A 26,474-nucleotide genomic window follows, 5' to 3' on the forward strand; every position below is an offset into this window, starting at 1 on the left:
TTCAGCGCCAGAGCCTGGCGCCCATCACAGGCTCGATGATCTTGGCCGTGAGCGACCTGGAGATCTCCAGCATCGTCGCGCCACGGAACTGGCTATGGGAGATTTCGATGAGGCCCTCGGCGAGGTAGATGAAGTTGCCTGGTTCCACATCGAACGTCTCGCCGGCCTGGCCGGACACGAAAGCGCGCTGCCAGAAGAACGGCACCTTGCTCTTCGGCGTTATGCAGTGGTACTCGCTGCCTTCCGCCGTGGCGCGGAGGCGATAGTTGTCAATGCCGCGCACGAACTGGGTCGCGCCGCTCCCAGCCGGCCGCGGGTCAGGCGCGTGATCGCCGCCGAGCGCCTCAAATCCGCCCTTCGTGTAGACCGGGATCGTGTAGAGCGGATGAGCATCAGGCTTGCCTTCGAGCAGATGGGCGATCGACGGAGCGTCTGCCCACGTCAATCCGCGCGTCAGCTCCACTGGAGGGCAGATGCGCTCTTCTCCGGCATGGGCCGTGAAGATCGTGATCGTGAAATTCTCAAAACGGATGCGCCTGAACTGCATCGTCACACCTTGTGCGTTTCCAGAGGCAGACCGACAGGGTCTTCCATCGGACGGTCAATTCGGTATGTGAACTGCCCTTCCATGGCCGCCGGGGCCAACGGCGAGCTGCGCGACAAGATCGACATCCACCGCGCAAGGAAGGGCTGTGACGGAAACTGCATCACGATGGCTCCCCGCTGCTCATCTGCGGAGAAGTGGAGAGGAACGAGGACGTTCTTGATCATGCTGCCGAGCAGCCCGTGCTTATACTCGACACGAGCCCAACCATCCTGGCTGACGTCCAATATCTTGTAGCTAAACGTGCTGCTCGGCACCTGATCCATCATGTCCTCACTTACCGCATGCGCCGCAATCGCAAGCGCACGCACAGTTCCATTCATCGTGTCCGGAAGTCCCGTAGAACGAAGACATTGGGAAGTTGGCCGTCGGGAACGTCCCGCCGCCCCCTGCCCTGTAGTACGTTCTTCCGGCGTACTGGCTCATTTGATTGCCCCAACCGAACACAGAGTTGACGGTCGAAAATCCGACCGCGCCTGTTGATGGTACGGCCATTATGCGCCCTCCAACCCTTCCACCCTGGTCGCCAGGCTCTTGATCGCCTCGACGAGGAGACCAGTGACCTGCTCATAGAAGATGTTCAGGAACTCGCTCCCTGACTTGCTGTTGCCGTCCTCGTCACGGTCAAACGGCGCGATGCCGACAGCCTCAGGAAGGACTTCACGCAGCTCCTGCGCAAGCAAACCAGCCTTGCGAAACTTCTGCTCAGGGGCCCCGACCTCTTTGGCAAGATCGCTCTGGATCCAGGTCACGCCTCTCAGCTTCTTGACCTTCTCCAGCGCGTCCTCGATCACCTGGATCTCGTCCTTCAGACGGATGTCAGAGGCGCCGTAGACGACATCGCCAGTAGCAACAATCGAACCGCTTTGCGTCGATGCGAAGGTTCCTACGCCGAGTGATCCTCGCAGGTAGCCGTCGCCAACGCCAGAAACGCCGAACCGCCAGTTCGCCCCATCCGACCATCCGCCGATACGCCACCAGTTATCGCCATCGAGGCCGGCCTGTACCGCATAGGCACCGCGGTGGTAGGTGACGAATGCGGCACCCAGGTCAGGCGCATAGACAGTCAGGCCACCGTAGGTGTTGTGGTTGAAGCCGTATGTCTGTCCAGAGCTGAACTGGTGAATGTGTTTGCCGGTCCACGTCGGCTGGATCGACATGTCGAGCTTGATGCTCGCATCCGACCGCATGTAGGTCGTTGCCGTTCCGGCCGAAGCATTCGTCGTTGCAGCCCCAGTCGGGGTCGCGAACGAGATGCCGAGGTTCGTCAGAGCCGCGGCCTTGTTCGGCACGTCCGCGAGGTTCTGATCCTTCTGCAATTTCCCAGCCACAGACGCTGTCAGTGCGCCGACAGCGCTCTCGTCGGACGCCAGCTGATCTGCGATCTCCTTAAGCGTGTCCAAGGTGCCGGGAGCACCATTGACCAGAGCGTCGATCGCGTTCTTGACGTAGGCGGTCGATGCCGCCTTCAGCGAGTTATCGCCAGCCGTGACTGTTGGGACGGTCGGGCTGACCGTGAAGTTGACGGAGGCGCTGAACGTGCCGCCGACGTCCTTCTTGATGTAGAATGACGGATCGAAGATCTGGGCGTTCGCCGCATAGGTCGCACACTGGTCGCGAGCTGCAAGAGCATCCGACTTCATCTGAGCGACCGCGGACTTGTCCTGACCGGTCTGGGTCGCGTACGTCGAAGCCGTGTCACGATAGCCCTTCGCTGCGTCGCGGGCTGCCTGAGCATCCATCAACGTCTGCGTCACCACCTGCGGCAGCGCGGTGCCAACGTAGATGATCCAGTCCGAGAACGGTCCGGCATTGCCGAACGTCTGGATAGGCTGCAGGGTCAACTGGCCGCTGCTGCGGTTCCAGTTGACGAGCTTTGCGAACGCATAGTCGGTGGTGTTGGCCTGCCTGACGATCGTGACGAACGGCGATGGCGCGAAGAGGTCACGCTCTGCCTCATCAGGAATCGCGAAGGTCTGGGTGGTCGCGACGTTCAGCGTCACCGAGTTGTTGGCGTGCGCCAGCAGGAAGCCCTGCTCGGACACCAGCGCGATCTTGTCGAGCGCGGGCGCTAGAACGAGATCGAGACGGTTGAGCGCGAGGCCCTCGACGTAAGAGGTCAAGCCGCCGATGGCAGCAAGACCGTCTTCGTTCGAGTTGATTCGGCGGTCGAGGTCTTCGAAGCGCTGGTTCCAATACTCGGGGTCACCGAGATTATCCCTCGCCTTGACCCGGTAGAGTTGATCGTACCTGCGCGCCATCTGGCTTAGACCTCTTCGTAGCCGATGACGGCGTCACCGAGGCCAGCGATCAGGTTGCCCTTGACGATCACCTCGTGCCCGGGACGCGCCCAGATCTTGGGAGCGACCTCGATGGCCCGCGCGAGCTTCAGGCGATAGCTCTTCGCCGGATCGACGGCGAGCTTCGGAGGAGTATTCGTCGGCACAGCAACGGGTGCAGCAGCCGCCGGAGCGGCTGCGTTTTCAGTGTCGGCCATGAGGTTGGTTCCTTACTTGCTGTAGAACGACCGCTCGGCAACGTGGTACGTGACCTGCGGCGAGTTGGTCGTTCCGGTCTGCTCGATCGTGAACTGTGTGGTTCCGGCCGGCAGACTGAAGGTGTAGGTCTTCTCGTATCGCTTCGCCTTCGCATCCTTCAGCACCGTGACGGTGGTGTCGGGCGAGTATTCCGTCGAGCCGACCCGAACCGTCATCGCGTAGGTGTGCGGCGTCGGATCGAACATTTCGAGCAGGTTGACGAAGGTCAGGTTGTGCGTGACGTTCGACAGAGCCGGCACCGTCATCGTCGTCGAGACGTGCTTGAAGGCCGCCTTCGGCCGCGAGACATGGACGCGCGATCCCGTGAGATGCAGGATCGGCATCATGTCCCTGGTGCCGACGAAGCGAGCCCGGAACTGAGCCAGCGGCGGAGCGACCGCGAGCACGCCGGAGTTATCCTGGGTCAGCGACTGCCACTCGCCGGTACCGTTCGGCCGCATCTCGTAGACCAGCTCGCACGAGCCCGGCACCCACTGCTCAGCGAGGATGTCGATGTCGCGGAAGCCGCCGTCGAGGTTGATCGGAGCGAACTCGATCGCGACCTGGGACGAAGCGAACTGAGCGCCATAGACCTGGATCATCATGTCCTTGGTCAGGTCACCCATGTAGTAGATGCCGTCCGTCGAGTAGAAAAACGTGCCGTCCAGATAAGACTGACCGTTGGTCATACCGATCTGATGGTTTGCGTTCGAGATGAACACGAAAGCATAGCGCTTGCCCTTCGCGAGGAAGGTCGGCTGGATCGGGCACAGGTTCCAACCCGTGACGATGTTCTGCTGCGCGTAGACCGTCTTTAGCACGACCTTTTCGAGGTCGGGCTGGCCTGCAGTCACCTCGCAGAGAGCGATGTGGATGTCCTCGTTCGCGGCCTTCTGGGTGATGTAGAAGCCCACCTGAGTCGCGATGATGTCGTTCGACACCAGGAAGGTCTGCGCAACCTGAGCACCAGTCACGGAGAGGTTCGTGGTGACCTCATACATGAACGGCTCTTCCCAGGTGTCGAGCCAGTAGTAGTCGGTCCGCTGTGACCAGGCGCCGTCACCGTTGCCGTGAACGTTGTAGTTGTTCGTGACCGTCGAGTATTCGATGGTGTTGAAGTCGTACAGATTGGTGGTGTCGACCGGGTTTCCGGGCGTGCTCCAGGCGTTGCCGTTGGTGCAGACCGTGTAGCTTCCGCCGTACCGGACGCGGGTGCGGGACATGTACCCGACCTTCATCGAATGCACCTGGTAGCCGTACTGCGCGATGCCAAGCGACTCGGTGTAATTGCCGGTCTGGATCTTCAGCACGTTGGTGTATTTCGGCATCAGGTAGCCGCCGGCCATCGCCGCGTTCGGATCGTTCGCCGAGAACAGCGAGATCTCGAACTGGTTCGCGTTGGCGTTGTTGAAGCGGATGCCCTCCTCGACCCTGGCGTCGAAGCCCAGCAGCTTGCTGTTGGTCATGTCCGACTTCGTTTGATCGAGGAAGAAGTCGGTATCAAAGCCGGAGGCGTCAGCCGGATAGCGCAGGCTCTCCTTGACCCGAGCCAGGTCGAGGTAGATGCGGGACAGGTCGGAGGCGCTGCTCAGGCCGGTCATGCGGTTCGCGAGGTCGGCGAGGTCCGACGCCAGCGATGTGACGCGCGGCTCGATGATCGACCGGAAGGTCTCCAGCAGGTCGGTCCGGATATCCAGTGCGTCGGTCGAGACGACCTTGTTCTGGTCCTGGATGTCGATCGAAACGATCTGCGTGGTGTCCAGCATCACATTCGCGATCACCACATGGGTGGCCGGGACAGCAGCCGGGACAGGGTCGGCAGCCTCGGCGCCGGCCGTGAAAACGATCTGGACGTTGCGGGAGCGGGTCATGGCGACCGAGCGCGGCTCCACGGTGCCCGTATCGACGTCCGTCAGATAGTCGCGCTGCTCGACGTCGGTCTCGACCTCCTGGCCATAGGCCGAGATCGTCACGATGCGCCGGGCCGCTGCGGCCACGTAGGTGGCGAGCGACTGGGTCAGGACCGAGCGGAGTGCATAGACGGCGCCCGTATCGTAGACGCGACCTGCGCCGACCGTGACCTCGACCTGCCCGGTCTTGGTGATCATCAGTCCGGAGTACTTCCGTGTCGCAGAAACGGCATCGGCGACAATATGGTCCATCGCCGTCTGAACGTATTCCTGGATGTTGTTGTGATCGGTCGCGGTCTGTTCCTGATAATCGCGAAAGATGACTTGCTGGTCCATCTAAGGGCCTCTTGCTGCGAACGCGAAAAGGCCCACCGTCCCCGCGGACGATGGGACCAATGCATTCTGGTTATTGTCAGATGATGATCGGGCTGCCCGCGAACCGCGGCAGGCCGGCGATGAAACCAGGCTTGGTGTCGGTATCGAGCAGGATCTTGTCGGTCATGCGCTTGGCCGCGATGATGGCCTGTCGGTTCTTGGTCATCAGCGTGCCGTCATGCGGCGTGAAGAAGCGCGTTTTCGGAGAGAATGGCTGCGCGAGACGTGCCTTGTATTTGCTCCACCGCGTCTGCATCTGGATCTTCAGCTCGGCCGAGCGCGGCTCGATGCCATACCGCCCGACGCCCATGAACTGGATCGATGGACGTTTGGCGTCTGCTGCGGACCCGTCATTGACCGCATACCGCTCGTAGGTGTGGTACGGCGCCATTGAGGGCACGAAGAACCGCTTGTGGATGGGGCGACCGGAATAGACGGCTTTGCCTTCCTTGCCGGAGATCGTGATCAGCTCCGGCGTGGTTGACACCGGCTCGATCTGCGGACCGACCGCTCGGCGCCATGGCGCGCTGACGATCGGGGCGATCGTGACGATCCTGCTGGCTGCCGTGGACGGCATCGGAAACTTCTTCTTCAGGCCAAGCGGCGTGTTGCAGAATGTCGAATACGGCCGGACAGCCTTGATGTAGAGCCTGAAGTAGGTACCTTCGTTGTCGATCTTGGTGTCGGTCTCGACACCATTGACGACCCAGGACGCTCGCTTCGAAAGCCGCGTGATCGCCTCATTCGGGGTCGGGAACTTCTTCTCCAGAAAGCTGCTGTAGCGGCTTCCGCCTGAGAAGATACGACGCCGGGCGGCGCCGCGCAGGTAATTCTGGTAGATCCGAACCTGCGGCAGCTTGGCGAGCCAGGCTTCCCGCTGCTCCTTGTTGAGCGAGGGGCCTGAGAACACCTTTGCCGGCGGCGTCGTGGCCTTCAGGACCTTGCTGTCGACGAGGTCGACGTAGGTCTCGATGGCTTTCAGCGTGCCCTTGATCTGGTGATGCTTGATCGCATTCGCGACCACGCTCCGGCGCTTCGTCAGCGGCCATTCCGAGTCCCACAGGTCTACCGAGAGAGCCCAGGCCAGGTAAGGCAGCAGATTCTCAGGGCAGGTCCACGGATTCCAGAGCTGCCGGATCGGGATGTCGATTTGGAGCAGGCGTTCGACCTGGGAGGCCAGCGTGCGCTCGTACTCCGTCGCATTCGGGGACAGGATGTGATCCATCCTGCGCGTCGGGAACGGGCCCATGGCTTACTCCAATCTAGTCGGGAGCGGCGTGACCTTTGCGGAATCGATGACGACGCACTGGTCATTGCCGGCCACGACATCGGCAGCCGGCGAGATCAGGTCGACGTTCTGGACGCCATTCTGGTTGAGCGCCGAAATGATTGCCGACCTGGTCAGATCGCGTCCGATCATGGAGACGTTGGTGCGGACCTTCGTCAGGGCCGTTCCGATGTCGCTCATGACCAGCGCGGCATCGGGTCCCGGATACAGCGTGACGTTGGCAACGATCTGCGTCCGCAGCGGCATGACCGGACAGACCGAGATGACGTCGGTCAGCGGCTTGATCCCTTTCTGGTTCAAGCGCTTCACGACGTTGGCGATGATGTCCTTGGTCGGTACCGGGTCGGTTCCGCTCTGCATGACGGCGACTTTGACGCCGCCGAATTTGTTGACCTTGGTCGCCGTTGCGTCGCGGATGCGGACGTCGGCGCTCAGGGCCTGGAAGATGTAGGCTCCCTCGGAGCCGGCCGTCGAATAGGCTTCTGGCGCCATCTGAGCGCGGCGCCGGAGGCTGTCATCCAGCTCGTCCGGCAGGCGCTCAACGCCGAAGAAGGCAGCCAGGTTTTCGAGGTCCGCGCCCTTGGCGAAGGCCAGCATGACGGCGCGTGCAGCGGCGTTGACCCGCGCTCGCACCAGGACCTCGCCGTAGGCCTGCGGCTCCAGGATGACGTTGGTCGGAGACTGCTCGAGGGCAAGCGCTGCCTTCAGCTTCGGGCTCTTTTCGAGAACCTCGTCCTTGTAGCGCTGGAGCAGAACCTCGTAATCAATGGTCTCGATGACGTCGGGTGGGGGAAGACGCGCGAAGTCGATATACAGCGCGGGCGACGTGTAATTGGGCATTCAACCCTCGCTAGATGGTGACCGAAGTTCTCCGCAGCACCTGCTCTACGAGGTCGATTCCATCGATGGTGATCGTGATCGCACCGGTCGCGTCGGCCTCGTCAATAGCAACTCGCGTGACCTTGAACTCCGGCTCGTAGGTGTTGATCGCGGCGATCGCGGCCATCATGCCGGACATCATCGTCTCCTCGTTGGAGGGCTTGTCCTGCATGTCCTGAAACTTCGACCCCCACCACGCCCGCATCAGGCGAACCTTGAGGCGGGTGGTGAGGATGACGAAGATGCTCTGCTTGATCCGGGGCCAGCCCTGGATCAGTTCGCCGGTCTCACGATCGATGTCGATCAGGTGCTCACTTGGAAGCGTTGCCATCGGCCGGCTTCTCCGAAGCAACGGCACCGAGCACCTTGGTCTCGACAGCCTTCGCCGCGGTCACCGCCTTGGTGACGGTCTCCTCGACCTTGGCCACGACGGCCTCGGCCTCTTCGACCTTCTCCTGCACGACGTGCTTGAGATACTTGACCTCAGCCTCGACCACGGTGACGACGGAGCCGGCCGGCACCAGGACGCCCTTGCGCCAGAAATCCTTGATAACTTCGTAGGTCTTCATTTTTCTTCTTTCTCGCTACGCGATCTTGGCCCAGACCACCTGAGATGGTCCAGCCTCTGTCATAACGCGCTGGTCAGCCTGCTCATTGGGTCCGGATACTCCGAGGTTGACGCGCTCCTTCGTGATGTTGACCCATCGGCCATCGACGCCGGCCGAGCAGCTGTTCGCGCCCTTCACCTCGACGTGGTCTTTGTGGAATGTGACTGTCGTCCCATCGCCGTGCTTCAGGACAATCGCGTCCTGGTCCAGCTTGACGTTGGCCTGGTTCTCACCGTAGGTGACGTTCAGGTCGTTCTCAGTCCACTTGACGCTGGCCTTCTTGTCCTTGAACTGGATCTTGACCTGGTTCTCGTCCATCAGGACGTCGCCCTTGGCTCCCTTTTCGCCATAGCGGACGTTGACCAGCTTCTCATCCTGCCTGTAGTAGGACTTATTCTTGCCGACCGTCTTGAGGATCTTCTCCTTGTCGGCCAGCTGCCGCGTGACGCCGTCATCGCCCTCTTCCGGCACTTCCGGAAGCTTGGGCGGCTGCGTCTGCTGTGACTGCTGCTGTTGATCGGACGATGAGGCATCCGAGCTGCTCGTGTCCGAGCTGCCAGATCCGCTTCCACCTCCACCGCCGCCTGCAAGGCTCGCCGGGATGCCGGCCGCTCCGCCCGCGCCGCCGCCGATCATCTGACCGACGACGCCCATGAGGTTGCCGGAGGCGACCTGGTTGGCGATGCCGGCGAGATTGCCGAGTTGGGACAGCCCTGGGAGGCCGGACAAGTTGGCGAGCTGGCCAACATTGGCGAGCTGGCCGAGGTTGAGGCCCGACAGCTGCGAAAGGCCCGCCATGTTGGCGATGTTCGAGATGTCGAGGTTGGCGAGGTTGCCCAGGTTGCCGAGATTGCTGAGGCCGCCGAGCATGCTGGAGAAGTCCATGCCGCTTAGGCCGGCCAACTGGCTGATGCCTGCGAGATCGCCGAGACCAGAGATATCGCCGAGTCCCGTGGGGGCGCCCTGCTGCTTCTTCTTGGTCTTGATGATCAGGTGGTTCGAATCCTTGGTCTGGTGGATCCAGTGCTGCTGATCCTCTTTCTCGTGGATCAGCCCGACCGTCTCATCCTGCTTGCCGTGTGGCGATGGCGTGTCCGGGCCGTAATGGAACGGCTCGACCGTCCCCAGCTCGGGGATGCCGCCGACCGAGCGCAGGATGCCGTGCATCCCGATCTTCGGCGGAACCGAATACTTGATCGTCGCATGCGAGTGGCTTTGCCAGGGCTGCCAGTCGCTCTTGAAGGTGTCCTGCTTCGAGTAGGTCTCATTCCCGCTCGGGGTCTGATCCTCGCCGTCGTTCATCTTGACGTACCAGCGATTCTTCTCGAACTTGACCGCGACGATCTTTCCGAGCCGCTCCTTGTTCTGGAACTTGCGCTCCAAATCCTGGAGCCGGCGCTCCATCGCGTGAATTGCACGCACCATTACGGCACCTCGGGTGTCACATCGACCGTCTCGTCGCCGGACAGACCCGCTGCAGTCTCCACATGACCGAGGATCTTTGCCTTGGTGCTCGGCACCTTGGTGACCATCTGGCCGTTATTCCAGACGAAGTCTCGCTGCAGCACCTTGTTGGTGCCGATCATGAGATCGCTGTGCCACTCGACCACGCCGACAGAGACGCCTTCGCGCCTCAAGACAGGCTGGCTAATGCGCTTGAACTGGACGTTCTGAGCAGGAGCGGCATCGGGATGTCCAAACTGATTTTGATGAGCCCAGGTGGCCACGGTCTCGACCATGTCCCAGGCCCGCGAGTCGCCATCGAGCGACACGTATTTGTTCTCGTCGATCAAGACCACGACAACCCGGAGCAGAGCATTCAGCTCGCCCGTAAAGGTCGGATCGCTCTTCGAGGCCATCACCGCGACGCGAGCGCATGGCGTCTTCAGCGTCCAGTCGGCGATGTCTTTCGCATCGAACAGGCCGTCGTACCATTCGACGTCCATCGTCGGGTACAGCGTCTTGATCCCGTCGATGATCTTCTGGCGGAAGTCGACGACTTTTCCCATCATCAACCTCCGTGCGCGATATGGTCGCGGAGCATTTTCGAGATGCGTTTGACGTTCTCTTCCGAGAAGCCCATGAACGGACGCGCCGGCACCTTGTCGGCCTTGCTGTAGCGCTTGCCGCCGCGCCGGGCCTTGCGGCCGGCATGGTTGAAGCCCTCCTGCATGAGCGATGCGTATTCGGTATCCGCCGTCAGCTCGAAGCCGTGGTCGTTCACGTCGGTGACCTCGATGCTGCGGGACAGCTCGCCGCTTTCGAACAGCGGCCTGTCATGCCCCTTCAGCGCGATGGTCACGTCGGACAGCGCAGCCCACAGCTCACCCTCTGGCGAGCGCTTGGTGCGAAGGATGCGGTTGATGGTGGCACGCTGCATGTACTCGGCAGCCTGCTCCATCACCGGATAGAGGTGCTCGGCGTCCTGCAGCAGCTTGGTGAGGCGGGCATTGAGGCGGGCGAGGTCTTCGGCATTCAGATCGACCGCAAAGGCGCCCATCAGGCCCTCCCGCAGTCGAACGACCGGCCACCTCGTGTGACGTTCGGGTTCGTTGTCGTGGTCACCGGGTTGCCATTGGCATCGGTGCCAGTCGTGGTGACCGGCGGCAGGCCGAGGCCGACCTTGCCGGAGGAAATCTTCTCGAGGATTGAAAGCGCGTCCTCGTAACGCACGCGCATCTCATCGGTCCGGCCAGTCCGGCCGAGTGCGATCTTATAGACCGCGATGTCGATGGCGCAGTTCTTGACGATGCCCGGCGTCGGGACAACCGGGACCGTGTATTGCGACGACAGATAGGCGTCGCAGATCTCGTCGGCGCCGTCGAGTCCACGCTGGACAACCAGCGGGTCTGGTATGCCGTCACGGTCATAATCGGCTATGCGAACGAGGAGATCGGTCCCATAGAGATCGTCGATGTCATCCTTGGTCGCGTAGCCCATTATGAACCTCTGTCAGGTTACTTCTTCTTGGTCTTGGTGGCCGCAGCAGCGGCTTCGGCAGCAGCCTTGTCTGCAGCTTCCTTCTCAGCGGCTTCCTTGGCAGCAGCTTCAGCAGCAGCCTTCTCAGCTGCTTCCTTGGCGGCGGCTTCGGCAGCGGCCTTTGCAGCAGCATCGGCTGCAGCGTCGTCGGCCGACGCATTGCCGTGGAGGTTGGCGAAGCGCGCGGCGCGCACCTCGGGCGATACGATCCGCTGCTTGCGCAGACGAATGTTCGCAGCCGCCTCACGGGCTCGGAAGCCAGTCGTTCCAATCATGGATGTCTCCAAATAGCGAAAAAGCCCTCCCCGGCTTTCACCGAGGAGGGTCGATTTCAGTTCCTACCGTCTGAGGTCAGACGATTAGGAGCCCAGCTTGTGCTTGAACGCGACGATCCGGATGACCTTCGGATCGTAGACGCGCTGCCAGTTGGCGACGTCGGCCAGCTCGGAGTTCGCGGGGGTGACGCCGACCTGGTTGGCGCCGAGCCACTTGATGCCGCGGGGATGCATGACCCACTGGCGGCGCTGCACGATGTACTCCTGGCCCATGCCCTTCAGAGCCTGGCGCTCGACCTCGACCGGGGTCTTCGGCGACTTCTCGCCGTAGCCGATCGCGCCGGGGCCAAAGATGTAGGTGGTGAACACGCGGTTCGCGCCGGAGCCAGTCACCGGCATGCTGTCGTCCACGATGACGGTCTTCCCCATGTAGGTCGGGATCGTCAGCTTGCCCTCGGAGTCCGGCATGAACTCGATGAGGTCGGCCTTGACCATCGCCTTCAGGGTCAGCGAGTGGACGGCGACGGCGTTCAGGCCGCCCTGCTCGTCACCGAGCAAGAACGCGGCGTCGATGAACGAGTCGGCGTCGAAGTTCTCGGCACCGCCGGTCAGGCCGGAGATGTCGTTGACGTTGGCTGCCATGCCGGCCGAGCCCATTGCGCCCGCCAGGGTCGCGAGCAGAGCGGTCTGCATGCGGCGATTCCACCACTCGGCGAACCGGTTGGCGATCAGTTGGATCGGGTCGGCGCCGGACAGGTCGGACGACAGGTCGGACGCACCGAACGCCTTGCCGCGCAGCAGCTTCACGGCCACGTCCTGGCCGGTCGAGGTCTTGCTGACGGTCAGGTCGCTGTTGTCGTCGAGCACCTGCTCGGCGTCCGCGGCGTCCAGATCGTTGAAGAACGGCATGTTGACGGTCTTGCCGCTGATCTCCGCGTCGATGACGCTGGTCAGGTCGGTGATGATGCCCGACTGGAACAGGGCCGACTTCTGCGTCGAGAGCACCTGCACGTAGTTGTTGAATTCGGTCGGGACGATCATGTCCGCGAGACGAGTCTCAGTCATTTCTCACTCTTGCTTTTGTTGAGACGGCGTTTGCGGCTGCTTGCATTCAAGCAAACGCCCGGACAGAATCCGGGCGCATGCAATTGTTCGGATGGGCGAGAAGGGTTACTTCACGCCGGCCGCTGCTTTCAGCTGCTTGGCCAGTTCGGGTTTTTGGTTCGACAGCAGCATCTGCTGCGTCATGTTCCAGGTGTCCTTCATCCAGGGGTTGGTCTGACCACCACCTGCCGGAGGATTGCCGTGGGTGCCGGGTTGCGTTCCCAGACCGCGCTTCTCTTCCGGCTTGAAGAGCGAGGCGCGGCTCTCGCGGATCTCGGCGACGAGATCGGCGACAGTGAAGGGGGTGCCATTCACGTCCTTGATGCGGGGGTTGCCGTTGGTGTCGAGCACCTGGACGGAGACCTGGCCGTCCTTCATGGACGTCTTGACGAACTTGGACACCAGCAGTTCGACGGCATCCCGCGCGTCGTCCAGTGGGTTTGCTTTTGCGACTTCAGACTTGATCTGGCTGTCGGCCATGATCGTCTGCAGTTGCCCCGTGAGGCTCTCGACCGTAGCGTTGGCGTTCTTGACCTGGGTGCTCAGCTCGGTCTCGCGCAGAGTCCACTGCGCGGTGAGCTGACCCTTCAGGGTCTCGAACTTCTCGCCTGCGATCCGATCCGCCTCTTTCGCGGGATCGAGCTTCGACAGTCGTTCTGCGGTTTCAACAGCCGTCCTGGCTGCGTCAGGGGTGATCTCTCCGAAGGCGGAGACACGCTCGATCGCGGTACGAGCCGCGCCGGCATCGAGGCCTTCGTAGGGCTTCAGCTGCTCTTTGAGGACTGCAACGTTGTTGCGCTCCGCTCCGAGAGCCGTCTTCAGGCCCTTGACGTCGTCGAGTTCGTAGCCTTCGGCCGGCGTGACGTTGAGGAAAAACTTCCCGTTCTTCTCGACGTAAAAGGCGCGATGGGCTTCATCGACGGTGTTGATATCGGTGACTACTGCTTTGAGCATTCCAATCCCTGGAAATGCGGGGCATCCCGCCCCTCGTGATAAAAGACCGCTCAAGCATCCCGCCTGAGGGTCGGTGATATCCCCGAGGATCCGGGGAATCGGAGATGCCAGCAGCGATCGTTCCGAGGCCGTCCCGGCGCTCGGTTGGTCATTGCGGGCGAATTGGATGGCTGGCACGGCAGGTCTCGAACCTGCGACCTCCTCGTTAACAGCGAGGCGCTCTACCGTCTGAGCTACATGCCAACGGAAAATGTTCAGCGGCGGCGCGGGCGTGCGGCACGCTCTTGGATATCTCTGCTCGTCTTGTGCGGGATGCGAGCTGAGACCGCTGAAGCCGCGCTCGACCATTCAAGGGAGCGCGGAACCGAAAGAGGTGGCCCGCCGGGCCAAAAAAATGCCCGCCAGGCGCGAACCGGGCGGGCAAGTGTGAGTGAGTGACCGATGCAGAAAAGCCGCCAGGGAGGTCCCGAGCGGCTTCTGGATGCTCTATGGAGAGAGCGTCGGATTACGCTGCGATCTGCAGCTCCTTGACGGGTTCGAGCTTGTCGAACTCCTCCGGTTTGGCGAACTGGATGGTGTCATCCTCGGTCAGGAGGACGACGTCGCCAGCGGCACAGGATTGCACGCCCCACGCCGACGACATGGTCAGACCCCCGAGGGAGTTGACCTTCAGCTCACCACTCTGCAGACGGCTGACGAGCCATTGCGGCGCGACCTCCTCGGCAGCCTGCCCCCAGAGGGGCAGTTTGAACGCTTGGACCAAGATCTTGCGGTGAAACAGGTTCATTTGCACACTATCTGCATTTCACCTGACTTGAACCACAATATACGCCCTTTGTCAAGCGTTCTGCAAACAGAAATGCAAATCGTGGAACTCAGCCATAGATCCAGACGTGGATGATGATGTAGAGGATGAAAATCCCCATCAGCGCCTTAAACGGGTGCATCAGGACCGGCTGCATCATGAGCCAGAAGTTGGTCTTCTCCTGCTCCCGAACCAGCCGCTCCAGCGCGAGCTGCTCAGGCGTCGGAGCTGGGGCCGGAGGTGGCGACGAGACGGGGGCCGGTGCCGCGCGTCGCGGCTGAACGCCTTCCTCGGGCAACCCCAGAAGCTTCTCCCACCACTTCAGATTGACTGGTTCCATTGACCGGCTTCCTCCCCTTGACCGTGAACTTCGGCTCGAAGCAGATCGGGCAGCACCAGTATTCGTCACCGATCAGCTTGCCGAAGGCCACGACCGAGCGAGGGATCATCCGCACCAGCTCGCGCACGGGCGTGCCCTGCCTGTTGGTGCAGGGCTCGCACACGTAGCCTTCGCATTTGAATGAAAGCTTCTCGGTCATGGGCTGAACCGCCTACAACTTGCACGAATGCAAGTCAATTAGAACTGCGGCGTCGGGCGCGTCGAACCATTCGGGAAGTTCGGCTTCGGCTGAGTTTGGTTACCCGCGGGTGGTGTGGAGGCATTGCCTCCGGCCGGCGCCGCGGTGCCGTTGCCTGCCTTCGCCGGATCTGCCTGGGTCCACCGACCCGGCAGCATGTTCTCGCCGGCCGCCTGCATGTTCTCGTCAACAGCCTGCCACAAAGCAAGTTCCGCCTTTAGGTCGAACTCGTCGCCGAGCAGGTTGCGATCCCTGATCTCCTGCAGCAGCACTTCGCGCGACAGGCCGCGCTGAGACCACAGAGTGACGAGCTGGGCGACCTCAGCCAGGCGGTCGGCTGTGTTCGAGAACTCGGTGTTCAGGACCACGTTGACGTTGGAGTAGTCGGCGCCGGTCCAGTTGCCCATCATGCAGATTGCGCGCTCTAACGCATCCTGACAGTTGATCGCCATGTCGTGGACAACCGAGTGGACTCTGGTCTCCTGGATGTCACGCTCGTTCTGCGGGACGTACTGACGGTGCGTGCCCGTGACCGGGTTCAGCGCCATCATGTCCATCTGCATTTCGAGCTTCTCCAGGTCCTTCATTCCGGAGTCGATCGCGGTGCCGCGGGGCTCGACGTAGTACCAGCGGCCGTTGGCCTCGGGTGCGTAGAGCACCTTGTAGGGTCCGATGGCGAACTGCGCCTCGTCTTCCGGGTCGATCTGGACGCCGGAACAGGCCAGCATCGGGAAGCGGGCGGCCGACAGGATCGACCGCTGATCCGAGCTGGAGATCCAGTGCTCGATCTGCTTGTAGGCGAGGTCGATGAAGACCGGCCGCACCTGGTAATCTGCTTCCTTCTCGCCGGCATAAAGGGTGACGAACGGCACCTCCGTCATGTTGGTGAGCGGGGTCTCTTCGACGAATGTCCAGTTCGAGCCGCCAGAGGTGGCGAGCTGTTCCCAGAGCTGCACGATGCCCTTGCCATTCGACGTCGGGTCGATCTCGATGACCCGCATCTGGTTGTAGAGCACCTCCTTGAAGCCATCGCGATCGGCTCGCTGGCCTCGGATGCGGACGTGGACGGTCTTGGTGTCGCCGCCGACATACGCATCGTAGGCCGCGGCCACGTCGTCGACCTTGTACATCTTCATGAATGGCCGTGCGCCGGAGGCCTTCTGGTCCGCCAGGCTCTTCATGTTGTAGGTGTCGGGATGGTCCACCAGAATATGGCACATGCCGTCCAGCATGGCATTGTTGAAGAACTGGTGGGCGAAGACGTGCAGGTGTGTGCCGATCAGGTCGATGTCCTGCACCCACAGATCGAGGTTCGGATCGCTGTGGATCACCTTCAGCAAGGTGCGGAAGGGCTTGGCCGATGCAGCATCCACCGCCTCGCGCAGCTTGTTGAGAGCGAACGTGGATGCCAAGCGCGACGCATAGCGGCTGTCGGATTCCTTCTCGTACTGAGGCAGGAATGTCGCACCCTGGGCGCGCATGGTCTCGGTTCCGCCATAGACGGCGCGGAGCATCCTCGTGCGCTGCTGCATGGTCGTCGCGGCTGACGACAGCAGTCCAGGGTTACCGTCCTTGGGAGACGGCGTATACTTGATCTGTTGGGTGGCGGTTGCCATGGTGGTGAGATGTCCTGACGTTACCAGTCAAGGACCGCTGCTCTCTTCGGACCGAGGAGTGAGTTGAATGCGTCGGCAGCAGCGTCGACCTGGTCGTCGTAGGTGCCGAGTGGGAAGGTCTCCAGCTCGTCCGTGAAGACGGTGTTCCAGGAGCCTGGGACCATCTTGACGTTGCCGGCTTCCGCCTGCGCAGCGAATGCGGCAGCACGGACTTCCTTCGATCCTGTGGGGCGGGCAGTCTTAACGATGTAGCCGGCGAGCCGGCGAATGAAGCCCTGGACCTGGCTCTTGCCGGCCTGGCCTGGGTCTTGCGGGAGAAAGATCTGGACCGAGCGACCGTCGTTCTTGGCGGTCTCCTGGATCTTCTTCTCGACTTCGAGCGGCGATCCACGGAAGCGGATGACATGCTCGATGTAGAAGACCCCGTTGGAGTCCTTCGACATCAGGACGCCAACCGTGTAGTCGCCGTCAGAAGATGCCGCCAAATCCCATGCGCGGACCTTTGCCCGGCGCGGGGGAAGCTCAGCAACGGCGACCGGAGCGAACCAGTCAGCGCGGAACATGCCACCGTCGTCAGACATCGGCTGCTGCTGGTACAGGGCAGAGAACGAGCGCTCGCCGAGAACGTCGAGACGATCCTGCAGGGCCGCGTAGGAGAAGCGGTTTGGAGCCAGCGGCTCGTTCGGCTTACGTCCGAGCGCGTCACCCGGGACAGTGCCATCCTCGTTGAGGATCAGCTGACCATCGGGGGTCTTCTTCACCCACGGCAGTGCCGGAAGATACAGGATCTCCCATGGGAGGCCCTTGCCATCTTCCATGGCCTCGATGATGCGGCCGGCGATGTCGTCGTAGTGCCAGCGGGTCAAAGTCAGAATGATCGGCGCGTCTTCTTCGAGACGGGTGTAGACGACGTCTCGGTACCAATCCCACTGGTCGTCTCGGAATGTTGCCGACTTGACCTCTTTGCGATCCTTGATCGGGTCGTCGATCAGGAAGAGATGGGCGCCCTTACCGGTGGTACCGGTGCCGACGCCGACCGCGTAATACTGGCCGCCGCCGGACTCGTCCGTGAGCTGCCATTCATCGGCAGCTCGAATGTCGGGCCTGATCTTGATGTGCGGGAAAAGTCGCTCGAACTCCTTGCCCTTGATGATGTCTCGGACGTTTCGGCCGAAGCCGGTGGCGAAGTCGCCGTTGTAGGATGCCGAGATGATGTTCTTCGACGGGTTCCGGGCCATGAACCAGGCGGGGAAGCGCCTGGTTGACAGCTCTGACTTTCCGTGCCGCGGCGGCGCGAAGATCATCAGTCGCTTGCACTCGCCGCGTTCGACACGCTCAAGGGCCTCTGCGACTTTGTAGTGGAACGGGTCGGCGTAGTATTTCGGGAGCGTGTAGGTGGTGAAATCGATGAGGTGCTCGCGGCCCCTCCTACGACGCAGGATCTCGGCCGCTGCCTCCTCGGGGGAGACATCGGTGACAAAATTCACGATGATGGCCTTTTAGAACTTGAAGCCAGGCGCCTGGATCGTCAGTTCGTCCTTGTTGGCGGAGCGCGACTGGACTTCGAACATTACGGTGGGAGAACCGTTGGCGAACGGGTCGCCATAGAAGCGAACGGTGCGGAGCCAATTTCCATCGGTGTCCTGGACCAGGTCCGACACGGTGATGAGACGAGCGTCCTCCAGGTTCACCTTCTGGAACAGGGTGGTGAGTGCGGACATCTTCTTGATTTTCTCGAGTTGGAACTCCGGCCGATGCATTGAGCACCGGCCAGAGCGACGACGTTCGTCTTAGATGTTGCGGTTCGCCGCGGGGGCGTCGACGGACAGCGCGGCGGCAACCGCAGCGGTGGCGTCAGCAGCCGGAGCAGCGTCCTCGACCACTTCATCGGCGGCAGGCGCGTCGACAGCGGCATCGGCGGCCGGCGCCGGAGCAACCGCAGCCTGGGCATCGGCGACCGTGGTCGCGATGTCGGCGGCGACGCCATTGATGGCGTCCAGGTCCTCGGCTGAGATGCCAGCGGCCGGGACAGCATCCAGGCGAGCCTGCAGGTCAGCGGCCTGGGCCGACACCGTGTCCAGCTTGCTCTTGAGCGCCTCGACGGCAGGCTTCAGCTGCGCGTTGGCGTCGACGAGGGCCTGGACTTCGGGGGAAAGTGCCATAAGCAGATCCTTCACATAGTTGAGGTGGCGTTCGATCGCGGTAAGGCGATCACTTCCCATCCGGTCGTGGACCTGATGGGATTGGAAGAGCTGCTGCAGCATCTGCTTGACGGAAAACTCATCGAAAAAGGACACTCAGCACCTCAGGTGTTCTTGTTGTTATTGGAGGCAGAGCCCCGCAACCGAAGCCGCGGGGGTGTCCTTGCTGATCAGACGATGTTGAGGCCTGCCACATCGAGCTGGGCGAAGACGTCCTTCTCCCACTTGCGGACCTTGCCGCGGTACATGAAGGAGTTCTTCGGATCCTTCTCGAACTCCCCGAACGGCACGCCGGCCGCATCCACTAGCTCCATCGCACGCGGGTCGAGCATCGGGATGTCGATCAGCGAGCTGCCGAGCGCGAGCGCCTGGCGGGTCACCTCGTCGATACCTTTGAAGAACTCGGCGCCGTTGTATCGGTTGAGCACGATGCAGTGCTTCGAGCCGGCAAGCAGCTTGGCCACCTGATCGATCTCGCCGAACGAGTCCATGGTCGAGCCGATCACGTGCATCACGGCGCTGTTGATCGCGCCCGAGCGGACCATCTCGTTGTAGCCGACATCCTCCAGCAGGGAGAGCGTGTCGGTCAGCAGGCCGGCGCGGATGTCGATCAGGGTGATCGAGGACGAGTCTATGTTGTCGAACACCTTGGCCTGATCATCCGAGTCGCGCAGGTTCACGATCTCGGTGATCTCGCTGAAGAAGCGCTTCAGGCTGCCCTTCGGGCTCTCGGTGTCGAATGCACGGACCGGCAGCCCCTGGGCGCCGAAGTAATCCAGCATAGCTCGAGACAGCGTGGTCTTACCGACGCCGCCCTTGTCTGCACCCACAACGACGACCGCGGGCTTCTCAGCAACGAAAGGCATTGTTCTATCCTTTTGGGGATCTGGAAGTCGCGCAACTTCCCTTGGGTGGACCGGCTCAGCCTTGATGGACACCGGTTCTGAAATGACGGCCGGAGCGTCCACGATGGGATCCGGCTCCGGCTCTGGTAGTGGCGTGGCGACGTGCGCCACAGGCTCGTGTATTGGTGCCGGCTCTGCCCGTATGGGCTCCGGCTTGTCGTGCGGAGCAGCCACAACGATCGGCGGCTGCCGCATGAGCACGGCGATGCGTTGCCGGCGCACATCTTCTTCGAGTGGACGCCGGCTTCCCATCAGTGAACGCTCTCTGGTTTCTCCTCCGCCTTCGGCTTCTTTGCGCGGCTCGCGAGTTCGAGCAGCTCGTCCTCCGACATCTCGGAGGCCTCCTTGCGGACGTTGAGGTTGGTGTGGTTCTCGTCCTTCTGGCCGAGGTAGTTCTTGCCGAGGAAGATGGAGGCCGGCGCGTTCTTGTCGGCCAGTGCCATCTGCTTGCGTCTCAGGGAGACCTTGGCGTGCTGCAGCCCGTCATCCCAAACCTCACGCGCCTCAGGATAGACGTTGAAGAAGTTGGTCAGGGTGCGAGGGCTTACGCCGAGGATTGCGGCAGCCTCGTCTTGTGTGCCGAAAAGGCGGGCGATCTCAGCCAGAGCACGAAGCGTGTCCTCATCAGGTTGAAGTTTCGTCTTGCGACGACCGATCGGTCGAGCGAGAAGCTCATCGAGAAACTCGGTCTCCTTGGCATCCTTCTCGGCGGCGGCTTTGGCTGCTGCCTCGCGGGCAGCCGCCTCCTCTTTCGTCGGCCGGCCGCGGCGACGCTTGGGCAGGTCGGTCATTTTTGTTCTTCTTGTTCAGTGGGGCTTGTCGTCGACCACCGCGGCGCCCTCGCTGACGAGGTCCTCGATCGCGATCGCGGTCACGAGTCCCTCTCCAGGCCATTCGACCAGGATGTATTCGGCTTCGTTGTGATCGTCGGTCTCGTCGTCGAAGCGATCGAACATGGCGATGATCGGGACGGCCAACCCGCCGTCATAGACGATCGACATCGTGTCGAAGTCGACCGTGGAGCCTATTCCTTGGCCCCGGGGATCGCCGTTCTGATCCATTGCAAAATCTCGGCCTTGGAGCCGGCGCCGACCCGGTTTGCGATCACGACACCCTTGTCGATCGCGACGAGGGCTGGGATCTGGTTGACGCGGTAGAGCTGAGCGGCATTCATGCACTGCTCGACGTCTGCGACGTAGAAATCCACCTTGCCGTCGAGTTGCTTCTCGATGTCATCCAGCATCGGCTTCATGGCCTTGCAGGGCTTACACCATCGCGCCTCGAACTTGATGACGACGGGATGCTTGGCCCCGTGGACCGTTTCGAGTGTGGTGCTATCCGTGATAGATTTCATCGGCTGAAGATCTTCTTGAAAGCTGATACTCCGCCGATACCGCAGACGGTCAGGATGATGTTGTTCTGCATGTTGGCGTACATGCCGGGCAGCGAAGCGACGTTCCAGCTACCGATTTCGTGGCCTAGCAGCGGCATAGAGTCGAAGACCACAGCTGCGGCGTGAGACAGGAAGACGCCGAACGCCACCGGCACCATCCAGGCCGTGAACCAGTGCTCACGATCTTCAGACCGCTGCTGGTTCACCATCTTGGCGAGTTCGATCCTCGCCCTAATCTCCTCGACGTTGAGCGTGGTGTCGGCGCCGACAGCAGCTTTGTATTTCTCAAGGTCGCTGTCGGTTTTCTTGTTGAGCCAGGTCAGGAAGCCGTTGGCCAGACCCGGGATGAGAGAGAGTAGAGCCCACATAATCGTTATCCGTTGAAGCCGTTCGATCGCGCCCAGCTCAACAGGGCCTCGATCTCCGCCTGCTGCGCCTTGATACCTTCGATGAGCACGGGAACGAGCTTGTCGTAGGCGACGGTGCGCCAGCGTTTTCCGTCGTTGCCATCGTCTGGGATTGAGAGATTGACGAGTTCGGGCAGGACAGCCTCGACCTGGTCGGCCAAGACGCCAATGTCACGCCCGCCGGGCCTTCCGATCAGCTTCGTCTTACCATTCCAGGTGAAGCGCACGCCGTCGAGCTGCCCGATGATGTCGAGTGCATCTGCGATCCTGACGACATCGTCCTTCAGGGCAGGATCCGAATAGGCCGTGATGTTGCCGCCCGCAGTGACGTTGCCTGACGGGTCCGAATAGAAGGACCACGGTGCACGAGACCAGCCACCGAACCCGAAATAGCCGTCGGCTCGGATACCGAGCTTCAGCGCGTACGAATCGTTCCAAAAGGTTATGCCGGCGAGGTTGCTGTCGCCGCTGCTGGGAGCGCGACAAACGAAGCTGCCCCTCGTCGCTCCGCCGTCTTGCGACATGGCCATGCTGGCCGAAGCGCCGGTCAGCGCCCCCGTCAACTGGATTGAGCCGTTGAGCGGCACATAGTTTGCCGGGTTGAAGTTCCCGCCGTGCCAGACGGCATTGCCGCTTACAGTCAGCGTCGTGAAGGCACCATTGGTAAAGCGAGAGTCGTCGCCCGCAGCGACAGTGCCCGAGGCAGTGCCGACGTTTCTTGTCGCCGCGCCACCGAGGCCGGAGATGTCGCTGTACGACAGCGTCACCGCACCGACGCGACCGGCAACGCTGGTCACTTCCGTCGCAAGGCCGTCGATCTTATCCCAGGTGGTACCGTTGAAGACGATGCAGTCGCCTTGATTCCACTGCGAGATGCCGTCGATCGCAGTCGTGCCGGCGACCGAGACCTTGTACAGGGTGCCCTTCTTGCCGGTGCCAGAGGCGAGAGCCGGCGTGTTCGTAGAGGCGTTCCAGGTACCTTGATAGTTCACAGAGCCGATGAGTGGCGCCACCGCGTTGGTGACGTAGGCCGTCGTGGCAATCGCCGTGCTGTTGTCGCTTGCGGCCGGCGTCGGAGCAGTCGGGGTGCCCGTGAAGGCCGGCGAGTTCAGCGGAGCCCGCGTCGTATCGACAGGGTGGACGTGATCCTCGTGTGCCCACCTCGCGCTCGAGCCGACCGTTCCGGAGCCACTGGGCGCGAGAGGTGTCGCTGTGCCGATCTTCGCGTCAACATAGGCCGTCGTCGCGATCTTGGCCGAGTTGTCGCCGGCCGCCGGCGTCGGCGCGGTCGGAGCGCCCGTAAAGGCCGGAGACGCAAGCGGCGCATAAGCTCCCAGAGTCGAGGTCAAGGTCGACGAGGTGACGTACAGGGCCAACGTGGTCGTCAGCGCGGTGGAAGTCACGTAGCTCGCCAGACTGGCGCTCACATAAGCCGTGGTGGCGATCTTGGTGCTGTTATCCCCGGTGGCCGGTGTTGGCGCGGTCGGATTTCCAGCGAATTCCGGCGAGTTCAGCGCGGCGCCGCCGAGATTGTGGAGCGCCGTCGAAGCATTCGCGACATCCGACAGGTTGTTGACCGACAGCATGTCGCCGAGACCAGGAACACCTTGATCTCCCTTCGGACCTTGCGGGCCGACATCGCCCTTGTCACCCTTTGGACCCTGGATGCCCTGAGGGCCTTGGTCGCCGGTATCGCCCTTCGGGCCCCTGATGCCCTGGATGCCTTGGGGACCCTGATCTCCGGTGGGGCCTTTGTCGCCTTTCGGTCCCTGAGGACCGATGGCGCCATTATCTCCTTTGTCGCCGTTATCGCCTTTGTCGCCCTTGGGACCATTCGGACCAATGTCACCTTTGAAGCCCTGAGGGCCGCGGAAAGGCCCGATGCCGATCCAGATGCCCTGGCTCCAAACCCATCCTGTGCCCGTCGCAGAGACGACATATGCGTCACCGTCTGGAGCATTAATCGGCAGATCCTCGTAGGCACCGACCTCGCCCTTCAGTAAAAAGCCACGGCCAGGCTCGCCCTTGTCGCCCTTGGGACCAGGTTGACCTGCGGGACCGGGGTCGCCCTTGATGCTGGGGAACATGTCCCTGAGCTGTGTGAGCGAGACGGTCCTGATCTGGTTGTTGACGAGGATGTCGATGGAGACATCATCCTCGTTCGGCCCTGATGGCGGACCGTTCGGCGCTTGCTGAGAGGCGAGAGCGATCTTCCGGTTGAGGAGGAAGTACTTCGCGCCCTCTGCCGTCAGCTTAACAATGGAGTTAGCAGGGTAGAAATCCGTGCCAATGTAGATACCGCTCGGTGCCAGCACCCGATAACGCAACGTGCTCATTGTTCTTCTGTTTGTTGGCACCAGGGGAGAGACTCGAACTCTCGCAGCGCAGTTTTGGAGACCGGCCGCCTACGCCGGAGGACCCTGATACGATCATTTGTTGTGTGGTGACGCCTGCCAGATGAAGTCGTGCCACTCGACAGGGCTGAGTTCGATGAATGCCTCGGAAGAACCCCGCACGGTCACACGCACAATTCCGGTCTCTGGCTCACGCTGCGCGTGGATCGAGCCGTCCGTCTTGGTGAGTGCTGCTATGCAGTCCATTGGCAATTCTCGTATTGAACGGCGCACCAGAGCCTGAGATTGAAACGTGGTTCGTGCTCTTGTCCGTACACTGCGACGCCCCGGAAGGGCCGTGCGCCGATAGGCCGTGAGGCCTCTTTGAAACTGGTGCCGAGGGCAGGACTCGAACCTGCGACACGCGGATTATGACCCCGCCGCTCTACCACTGAGCTACCCAGGCAAATGCCCGTCACACATGGGGGGGTGACGGGCGTGCTCGCACCGCGAGCGCTCGGCTTGACACATGGCATCATTTACCCCCCCACCCCTATGTCTTCAGGTGACAGTCGGCGGGCACCGAGAAACTCAGGTGTCGTAGCATCTATCCCAGTCGAACCATGAGTCGAAGATCTCGTCTTCGTCCGGGACCAGTTCGAGCGCGAGAAGCTTGGCGTCGGAGCGCTCTTGCAGCTTGCGACGCTCATCTCCCGTGGAGAGATGACACATGCATCGCCATCGTGTTCGTCGTCCCATGAAGAGCCTCAAATTCATGCCCATGAGCGACCCGACTCCTATCGTCTTTAGGGGCTTGTGGGTCAGCAACGCCACGGCGCGGTTCCCGCGCTGGATGCTTGATTGGCATCGTCGCTCGATGGGGCTTGTATGTCGGGATTTCCGCCCGATGTCCCTGAGCGCTCAGGGTCTGCCGGCACGCAGCGGGGGCGACCCGAGCCGTGCCGGCGGTGCTCACTTGTCCTTGCGATCCTCGAAGTGGATCATGGGCTGCAGCAGCGCGATGTAGAACGGCAGCAGGCCGATCACAACGGCCGCAAGCTCTGCGCTCATATACTGGGTCAGGAGCGGCTTCAGGTCGATGACCTGGAGCTGCTGCAGCAGAACCGGCGTGGCGCAGGTGAGAGCGGCGATGAAGGCATGCCAACGAATCCGCACTCGAGCCCGAAACTCTCGTACCTTGTCCATTGTTCTTCTTCTTGGTTGGCGTTTATGGGGCTCCGAGGTTTTGCAGCCGGTGGGCGCCGGCTGATTTGTTCTCGGAGCAGCACGGGGCGGGTAAAGGAGGCAAACCCCGCAGCCGTGCGGCCGGGCCGGGTCAGACGGTCTGCGCTATTTTTGGCGCAGCTCCCTGTTACACAACAGCTCCGGGTATTCGTGTTCGTCAGCCGGCGGCCTTGCGACGCGCCCGCGCTTTGCGCTCCAGGCGCAGGTCGGTGATGATCCTGGCCCTGGAGACCTTCTTCTTCTTTTTCTTCTTTGTGGCCATCAGGCGATATGCTCCTGCGGGAGCCGCCAGTGCTGCGGCAGCGCGTCGATCGCCATGCTGGTGCTCGGGATCAGTTGCTCCAGAACCCAGTCGCAGTGCTCGTCCGAGACGCCGCGGGCCGGGTAGACCAGCAGGGAGTTCGAATACAGCTTGGCGATCTTCTGCCCGTATGTGACGGGCTCCCAGTCCTTGGGGTCAAGTCGCAGCCAGGCGATCATCACCTCGGCGTGCTTCTTGGTGTCGGCAACCATTGCGTTGCGCATGGTCAGTCTTTCTGGGCAATGGCGCGATCGATCCAGGCATAGATCGCTGGATTGTCGCGGCGAGCCATGATCATGACCGGCGTCAGCCGGTTCACGACGGTCTCCTCCTGGGCGCGGCTCTTGAGCGAGGCGGCGTGCCAGCAGGCATGATTGATCTCGTGTTCGAGGACTTCAGCGAACGATGAGTCCGGAAGGTCGTCTCGAACGTGGATGATGAAGTTGAAGCGGTCGCATAGACCCATCAGGTCTTGCTCGTCCGCGACAGCGGGATCCCAGTGCTCCAACTGGTAGACGAAGATCCCGATCTTGATCGTCGACGGAAGCTGGCGGCGATCCGGCAGAACGCCGCGTGTCATCTCAGGTCGTCCTTCGTGCAGTCACGCGCGATCAGGCGAACCTTCGTTCCCTTGACCCAGATGACCTCGGGGTGCGGGATCTCCGGCCGGTCACCATTCCAGCCCATGCCCCTGACCATCTTGCGGACCCGCGGCGGATACATCCGCCACATCAGAGACGACATCTCGACGGCGTGCCCTTCCCTCATGACGCCATTCTCATCGCGCCATCGCGAGGTCGCGGTATGGAAGCCGAATGCTGCCGCCTGGGTGGCACAGAACTGAGCACTGGGAAGCATTCCGAGCATCATGATGCATGCGGAGGCGCAGTCGCCATCGACCACCACTGCCTCTCCTGAGGCCCGCAGACGGGAGTATTGGTCGATGAAGTCGACGATCTTCCCGCCGGGATCGTTCTTGATCACAACGGTGGCTTCGGCATGGGTAAAGACAAGCGCAAAGAGCCCGGCCAGAGCCAGGCGGACCAGGGCTTTCATGTCGGGGACTCCGGCTCGTCTCAACGGGCGGTTAAATGCTGGAGCGCATCTCGGCGAGGTTGAAGGTGAAGGCGCGCTCGATCGAGGTTTGCCAGACCACGTAGCTGAAGAGGAAGATCGA

At 61.9% G+C, this 26,474-nt stretch carries 33 protein-coding genes and 3 tRNA genes; all 36 read right to left on the bottom strand.

The window, feature by feature from the left end:
* Position 1: 1 nt before the first annotated feature.
* Positions 2-547, bottom strand: coding sequence for a hypothetical protein (locus tag QW863_RS20025; protein WP_315768361.1), 546 nt, complete (start codon positions 545-547; stop codon positions 2-4).
* A 2-nt stretch (positions 548-549) separates the two neighbouring features.
* Complete coding sequence (locus QW863_RS20030; protein WP_315768363.1) at positions 550-927, bottom strand: hypothetical protein; 378 nt, start codon at positions 925-927, stop codon at positions 550-552.
* A 171-nt stretch (positions 928-1,098) separates the two neighbouring features.
* Positions 1,099-2,865 carry a tail fiber domain-containing protein gene (locus tag QW863_RS20035; protein WP_315768364.1) on the bottom strand — a complete coding sequence of 589 codons (1,767 nt, stop codon included), beginning with the start codon at positions 2,863-2,865 and terminating at the stop codon, positions 1,099-1,101.
* A gap of 5 nt (positions 2,866-2,870) precedes the next feature.
* A complete protein-coding gene (locus tag QW863_RS20040; RefSeq protein WP_315740132.1) occupies positions 2,871-3,101 on the bottom strand; it encodes a hypothetical protein in 231 nt (76 codons plus the stop codon).
* Between the two features lie 12 nt (positions 3,102-3,113).
* Complete coding sequence (locus QW863_RS20045; protein ID WP_315768366.1) at positions 3,114-5,387, bottom strand: hypothetical protein; 2,274 nt, start codon at positions 5,385-5,387, stop codon at positions 3,114-3,116.
* A 76-nt stretch (positions 5,388-5,463) separates the two neighbouring features.
* On the bottom strand, positions 5,464-6,675 hold the full coding sequence (locus tag QW863_RS20050; RefSeq protein ID WP_315768368.1) for a phage tail protein I: 1,212 nt from the start codon (positions 6,673-6,675) through the stop codon (positions 5,464-5,466).
* Between the two features lie 3 nt (positions 6,676-6,678).
* Entirely contained in the window at positions 6,679-7,554 is an 876-nt protein-coding gene (locus QW863_RS20055) for a baseplate J/gp47 family protein (protein WP_315768370.1), read from the bottom strand.
* A 10-nt stretch (positions 7,555-7,564) separates the two neighbouring features.
* A complete protein-coding gene (locus QW863_RS20060) occupies positions 7,565-7,924 on the bottom strand; it encodes a GPW/gp25 family protein (protein WP_315768372.1) in 360 nt (119 codons plus the stop codon).
* Complete coding sequence (locus QW863_RS20065; RefSeq protein ID WP_315768374.1) at positions 7,905-8,162, bottom strand: hypothetical protein; 258 nt, start codon at positions 8,160-8,162, stop codon at positions 7,905-7,907. Before QW863_RS20065 ends, QW863_RS20060 begins: the two co-directional genes overlap by 20 nt.
* 15 nt (positions 8,163-8,177) lie before the next feature.
* Positions 8,178-9,626 (bottom strand): hypothetical protein, encoded by a 1,449-nt coding sequence (locus QW863_RS20070; RefSeq protein ID WP_315768376.1) that lies wholly within the window; start codon positions 9,624-9,626, stop codon positions 8,178-8,180.
* A complete protein-coding gene (locus QW863_RS20075) occupies positions 9,626-10,210 on the bottom strand; it encodes a hypothetical protein (protein WP_315768378.1) in 585 nt (194 codons plus the stop codon). Before QW863_RS20075 ends, QW863_RS20070 begins: the two co-directional genes overlap by 1 nt.
* Before the next feature lie 2 nt (positions 10,211-10,212).
* Positions 10,213-10,701 carry a phage virion morphogenesis protein gene (locus tag QW863_RS20080; protein ID WP_315768380.1) on the bottom strand — a complete coding sequence of 163 codons (489 nt, stop codon included), beginning with the start codon at positions 10,699-10,701 and terminating at the stop codon, positions 10,213-10,215.
* Positions 10,701-11,141 carry a DUF1320 domain-containing protein gene (locus QW863_RS20085; RefSeq protein WP_315740123.1) on the bottom strand — a complete coding sequence of 147 codons (441 nt, stop codon included), beginning with the start codon at positions 11,139-11,141 and terminating at the stop codon, positions 10,701-10,703. Before QW863_RS20085 ends, QW863_RS20080 begins: the two co-directional genes overlap by 1 nt.
* Before the next feature lie 17 nt (positions 11,142-11,158).
* A complete protein-coding gene (locus tag QW863_RS20090) occupies positions 11,159-11,455 on the bottom strand; it encodes a hypothetical protein (protein WP_315740122.1) in 297 nt (98 codons plus the stop codon).
* 84 nt (positions 11,456-11,539) lie between these two features.
* Entirely contained in the window at positions 11,540-12,520 is a 981-nt protein-coding gene (locus tag QW863_RS20095) for a major capsid protein (RefSeq protein WP_315740121.1), read from the bottom strand.
* A 105-nt stretch (positions 12,521-12,625) separates the two neighbouring features.
* On the bottom strand, positions 12,626-13,690 hold the full coding sequence (locus tag QW863_RS20100; protein WP_315768382.1) for a hypothetical protein: 1,065 nt from the start codon (positions 13,688-13,690) through the stop codon (positions 12,626-12,628).
* A tRNA-Asn gene (locus tag QW863_RS20105) sits at positions 13,681-13,756 on the bottom strand. The genes QW863_RS20100 and QW863_RS20105 overlap by 10 nt, the downstream gene beginning before the upstream one ends.
* A gap of 262 nt (positions 13,757-14,018) precedes the next feature.
* Positions 14,019-14,300 (bottom strand): hypothetical protein, encoded by a 282-nt coding sequence (locus QW863_RS20110; protein ID WP_315740119.1) that lies wholly within the window; start codon positions 14,298-14,300, stop codon positions 14,019-14,021.
* 233 nt (positions 14,301-14,533) lie between these two features.
* Positions 14,534-14,857: a hypothetical protein gene (locus tag QW863_RS20115; protein WP_315768384.1), complete on the bottom strand. Its 324-nt coding sequence runs from the start codon at positions 14,855-14,857 to the stop codon at positions 14,534-14,536.
* Positions 14,858-14,895: 38 nt separating this feature from the next.
* The gene (locus QW863_RS20120; RefSeq protein ID WP_315768386.1) at positions 14,896-16,512 is read right to left on the bottom strand and encodes a DUF4055 domain-containing protein; all 1,617 of its coding nucleotides are present in this window, start codon (positions 16,510-16,512) and stop codon (positions 14,896-14,898) included.
* Positions 16,513-16,532: 20 nt separating this feature from the next.
* The gene (terL, locus tag QW863_RS20125) at positions 16,533-17,999 is read right to left on the bottom strand and encodes a phage terminase large subunit (RefSeq protein ID WP_315768388.1); all 1,467 of its coding nucleotides are present in this window, start codon (positions 17,997-17,999) and stop codon (positions 16,533-16,535) included.
* Between the two features lie 12 nt (positions 18,000-18,011).
* Complete coding sequence (locus QW863_RS20130; RefSeq protein ID WP_315768390.1) at positions 18,012-18,233, bottom strand: hypothetical protein; 222 nt, start codon at positions 18,231-18,233, stop codon at positions 18,012-18,014.
* 69 nt (positions 18,234-18,302) lie between these two features.
* Positions 18,303-18,809 carry a hypothetical protein gene (locus QW863_RS20135; protein WP_315768392.1) on the bottom strand — a complete coding sequence of 169 codons (507 nt, stop codon included), beginning with the start codon at positions 18,807-18,809 and terminating at the stop codon, positions 18,303-18,305.
* A 74-nt stretch (positions 18,810-18,883) separates the two neighbouring features.
* Entirely contained in the window at positions 18,884-19,579 is a 696-nt protein-coding gene (locus tag QW863_RS20140) for a hypothetical protein (RefSeq protein ID WP_315768394.1), read from the bottom strand.
* A gap of 290 nt (positions 19,580-19,869) precedes the next feature.
* Positions 19,870-20,409 (bottom strand): hypothetical protein, encoded by a 540-nt coding sequence (locus QW863_RS20145; RefSeq protein WP_315740113.1) that lies wholly within the window; start codon positions 20,407-20,409, stop codon positions 19,870-19,872.
* Positions 20,410-20,424: 15 nt separating this feature from the next.
* Positions 20,425-20,679, bottom strand: coding sequence for a hypothetical protein (locus QW863_RS20150; RefSeq protein ID WP_315768625.1), 255 nt, complete (start codon positions 20,677-20,679; stop codon positions 20,425-20,427).
* Positions 20,643-20,972, bottom strand: a complete 330-nt coding sequence (locus QW863_RS20155; protein WP_315768396.1) for a thioredoxin family protein — start codon at positions 20,970-20,972, stop codon at positions 20,643-20,645. Before QW863_RS20155 ends, QW863_RS20150 begins: the two co-directional genes overlap by 37 nt.
* On the bottom strand, positions 20,969-21,379 hold the full coding sequence (locus tag QW863_RS20160) for a hypothetical protein (protein WP_315768398.1): 411 nt from the start codon (positions 21,377-21,379) through the stop codon (positions 20,969-20,971). The genes QW863_RS20155 and QW863_RS20160 overlap by 4 nt, the downstream gene beginning before the upstream one ends.
* A gap of 5 nt (positions 21,380-21,384) precedes the next feature.
* Positions 21,385-23,754, bottom strand: coding sequence for a tail fiber domain-containing protein (locus tag QW863_RS20165; RefSeq protein ID WP_315768400.1), 2,370 nt, complete (start codon positions 23,752-23,754; stop codon positions 21,385-21,387).
* 15 nt (positions 23,755-23,769) lie between these two features.
* Positions 23,770-23,843, bottom strand: a tRNA-Trp gene (locus QW863_RS20170).
* Between the two features lie 299 nt (positions 23,844-24,142).
* Positions 24,143-24,217, bottom strand: a tRNA-Met gene (locus QW863_RS20175).
* Positions 24,218-24,342: 125 nt separating this feature from the next.
* Entirely contained in the window at positions 24,343-24,483 is a 141-nt protein-coding gene (locus QW863_RS20180) for a hypothetical protein (protein ID WP_315768402.1), read from the bottom strand.
* Positions 24,484-24,723: 240 nt separating this feature from the next.
* Complete coding sequence (locus tag QW863_RS20185; protein WP_315740106.1) at positions 24,724-24,927, bottom strand: hypothetical protein; 204 nt, start codon at positions 24,925-24,927, stop codon at positions 24,724-24,726.
* A gap of 330 nt (positions 24,928-25,257) precedes the next feature.
* A complete protein-coding gene (locus tag QW863_RS20190) occupies positions 25,258-25,521 on the bottom strand; it encodes a hypothetical protein (protein ID WP_315740105.1) in 264 nt (87 codons plus the stop codon).
* Between the two features lie 2 nt (positions 25,522-25,523).
* The gene (locus QW863_RS20195) at positions 25,524-25,877 is read right to left on the bottom strand and encodes a hypothetical protein (RefSeq protein WP_315740104.1); all 354 of its coding nucleotides are present in this window, start codon (positions 25,875-25,877) and stop codon (positions 25,524-25,526) included.
* A complete protein-coding gene (locus QW863_RS20200; protein ID WP_315768404.1) occupies positions 25,874-26,353 on the bottom strand; it encodes a hypothetical protein in 480 nt (159 codons plus the stop codon). The genes QW863_RS20195 and QW863_RS20200 overlap by 4 nt, the downstream gene beginning before the upstream one ends.
* Positions 26,354-26,474: the final 121 nt, after the last annotated feature.

Source organism: Bradyrhizobium sp. SZCCHNR1017, assembly GCF_032381375.1.
Taxonomy (GTDB): Bacteria; Pseudomonadota; Alphaproteobacteria; order Rhizobiales; family Xanthobacteraceae; genus Bradyrhizobium.

Coding starts and splice junctions, on each gene's coding strand:
- QW863_RS20195 (WP_315740104.1), bottom strand. CDS start 25,877: ATGACACGCGGCGTTCTGCCGGATCGCCGCCAGCTTCCGTCGACGATC.
- QW863_RS20090 (WP_315740122.1), bottom strand. CDS start 11,455: ATGATTGGAACGACTGGCTTCCGAGCCCGTGAGGCGGCTGCGAACATT.
- QW863_RS20150 (WP_315768625.1), bottom strand. CDS start 20,679: ATGGATCAGAACGGCGATCCCCGGGGCCAAGGAATAGGCTCCACGGTC.
- QW863_RS20025 (WP_315768361.1), bottom strand. CDS start 547: ATGCAGTTCAGGCGCATCCGTTTTGAGAATTTCACGATCACGATCTTC.
- QW863_RS20180 (WP_315768402.1), bottom strand. CDS start 24,483: ATGTGTCATCTCTCCACGGGAGATGAGCGTCGCAAGCTGCAAGAGCGC.
- QW863_RS20130 (WP_315768390.1), bottom strand. CDS start 18,233: ATGTCCGCACTCACCACCCTGTTCCAGAAGGTGAACCTGGAGGACGCT.
- QW863_RS20145 (WP_315740113.1), bottom strand. CDS start 20,409: ATGACCGACCTGCCCAAGCGTCGCCGCGGCCGGCCGACGAAAGAGGAG.
- QW863_RS20080 (WP_315768380.1), bottom strand. CDS start 10,701: ATGGGCGCCTTTGCGGTCGATCTGAATGCCGAAGACCTCGCCCGCCTC.
- QW863_RS20165 (WP_315768400.1), bottom strand. CDS start 23,754: ATGAGCACGTTGCGTTATCGGGTGCTGGCACCGAGCGGTATCTACATT.
- QW863_RS20110 (WP_315740119.1), bottom strand. CDS start 14,300: ATGAACCTGTTTCACCGCAAGATCTTGGTCCAAGCGTTCAAACTGCCC.
- QW863_RS20190 (WP_315740105.1), bottom strand. CDS start 25,521: ATGCGCAACGCAATGGTTGCCGACACCAAGAAGCACGCCGAGGTGATG.
- QW863_RS20200 (WP_315768404.1), bottom strand. CDS start 26,353: ATGAAAGCCCTGGTCCGCCTGGCTCTGGCCGGGCTCTTTGCGCTTGTC.
- QW863_RS20050 (WP_315768368.1), bottom strand. CDS start 6,675: ATGGGCCCGTTCCCGACGCGCAGGATGGATCACATCCTGTCCCCGAAT.
- QW863_RS20045 (WP_315768366.1), bottom strand. CDS start 5,387: ATGGACCAGCAAGTCATCTTTCGCGATTATCAGGAACAGACCGCGACC.
- QW863_RS20140 (WP_315768394.1), bottom strand. CDS start 19,579: ATGCCTTTCGTTGCTGAGAAGCCCGCGGTCGTCGTTGTGGGTGCAGAC.
- QW863_RS20055 (WP_315768370.1), bottom strand. CDS start 7,554: ATGCCCAATTACACGTCGCCCGCGCTGTATATCGACTTCGCGCGTCTT.
- QW863_RS20065 (WP_315768374.1), bottom strand. CDS start 8,162: ATGAAGACCTACGAAGTTATCAAGGATTTCTGGCGCAAGGGCGTCCTG.
- QW863_RS20155 (WP_315768396.1), bottom strand. CDS start 20,972: ATGAAATCTATCACGGATAGCACCACACTCGAAACGGTCCACGGGGCC.
- QW863_RS20120 (WP_315768386.1), bottom strand. CDS start 16,512: ATGGCAACCGCCACCCAACAGATCAAGTATACGCCGTCTCCCAAGGAC.
- QW863_RS20115 (WP_315768384.1), bottom strand. CDS start 14,857: ATGACCGAGAAGCTTTCATTCAAATGCGAAGGCTACGTGTGCGAGCCC.
- QW863_RS20160 (WP_315768398.1), bottom strand. CDS start 21,379: ATGTGGGCTCTACTCTCTCTCATCCCGGGTCTGGCCAACGGCTTCCTG.
- QW863_RS20035 (WP_315768364.1), bottom strand. CDS start 2,865: ATGGCGCGCAGGTACGATCAACTCTACCGGGTCAAGGCGAGGGATAAT.
- QW863_RS20060 (WP_315768372.1), bottom strand. CDS start 7,924: ATGGCAACGCTTCCAAGTGAGCACCTGATCGACATCGATCGTGAGACC.
- QW863_RS20075 (WP_315768378.1), bottom strand. CDS start 10,210: ATGGGAAAAGTCGTCGACTTCCGCCAGAAGATCATCGACGGGATCAAG.
- QW863_RS20040 (WP_315740132.1), bottom strand. CDS start 3,101: ATGGCCGACACTGAAAACGCAGCCGCTCCGGCGGCTGCTGCACCCGTT.
- QW863_RS20070 (WP_315768376.1), bottom strand. CDS start 9,626: ATGGTGCGTGCAATTCACGCGATGGAGCGCCGGCTCCAGGATTTGGAG.
- QW863_RS20085 (WP_315740123.1), bottom strand. CDS start 11,141: ATGGGCTACGCGACCAAGGATGACATCGACGATCTCTATGGGACCGAT.
- QW863_RS20095 (WP_315740121.1), bottom strand. CDS start 12,520: ATGACTGAGACTCGTCTCGCGGACATGATCGTCCCGACCGAATTCAAC.
- QW863_RS20030 (WP_315768363.1), bottom strand. CDS start 927: ATGAATGGAACTGTGCGTGCGCTTGCGATTGCGGCGCATGCGGTAAGT.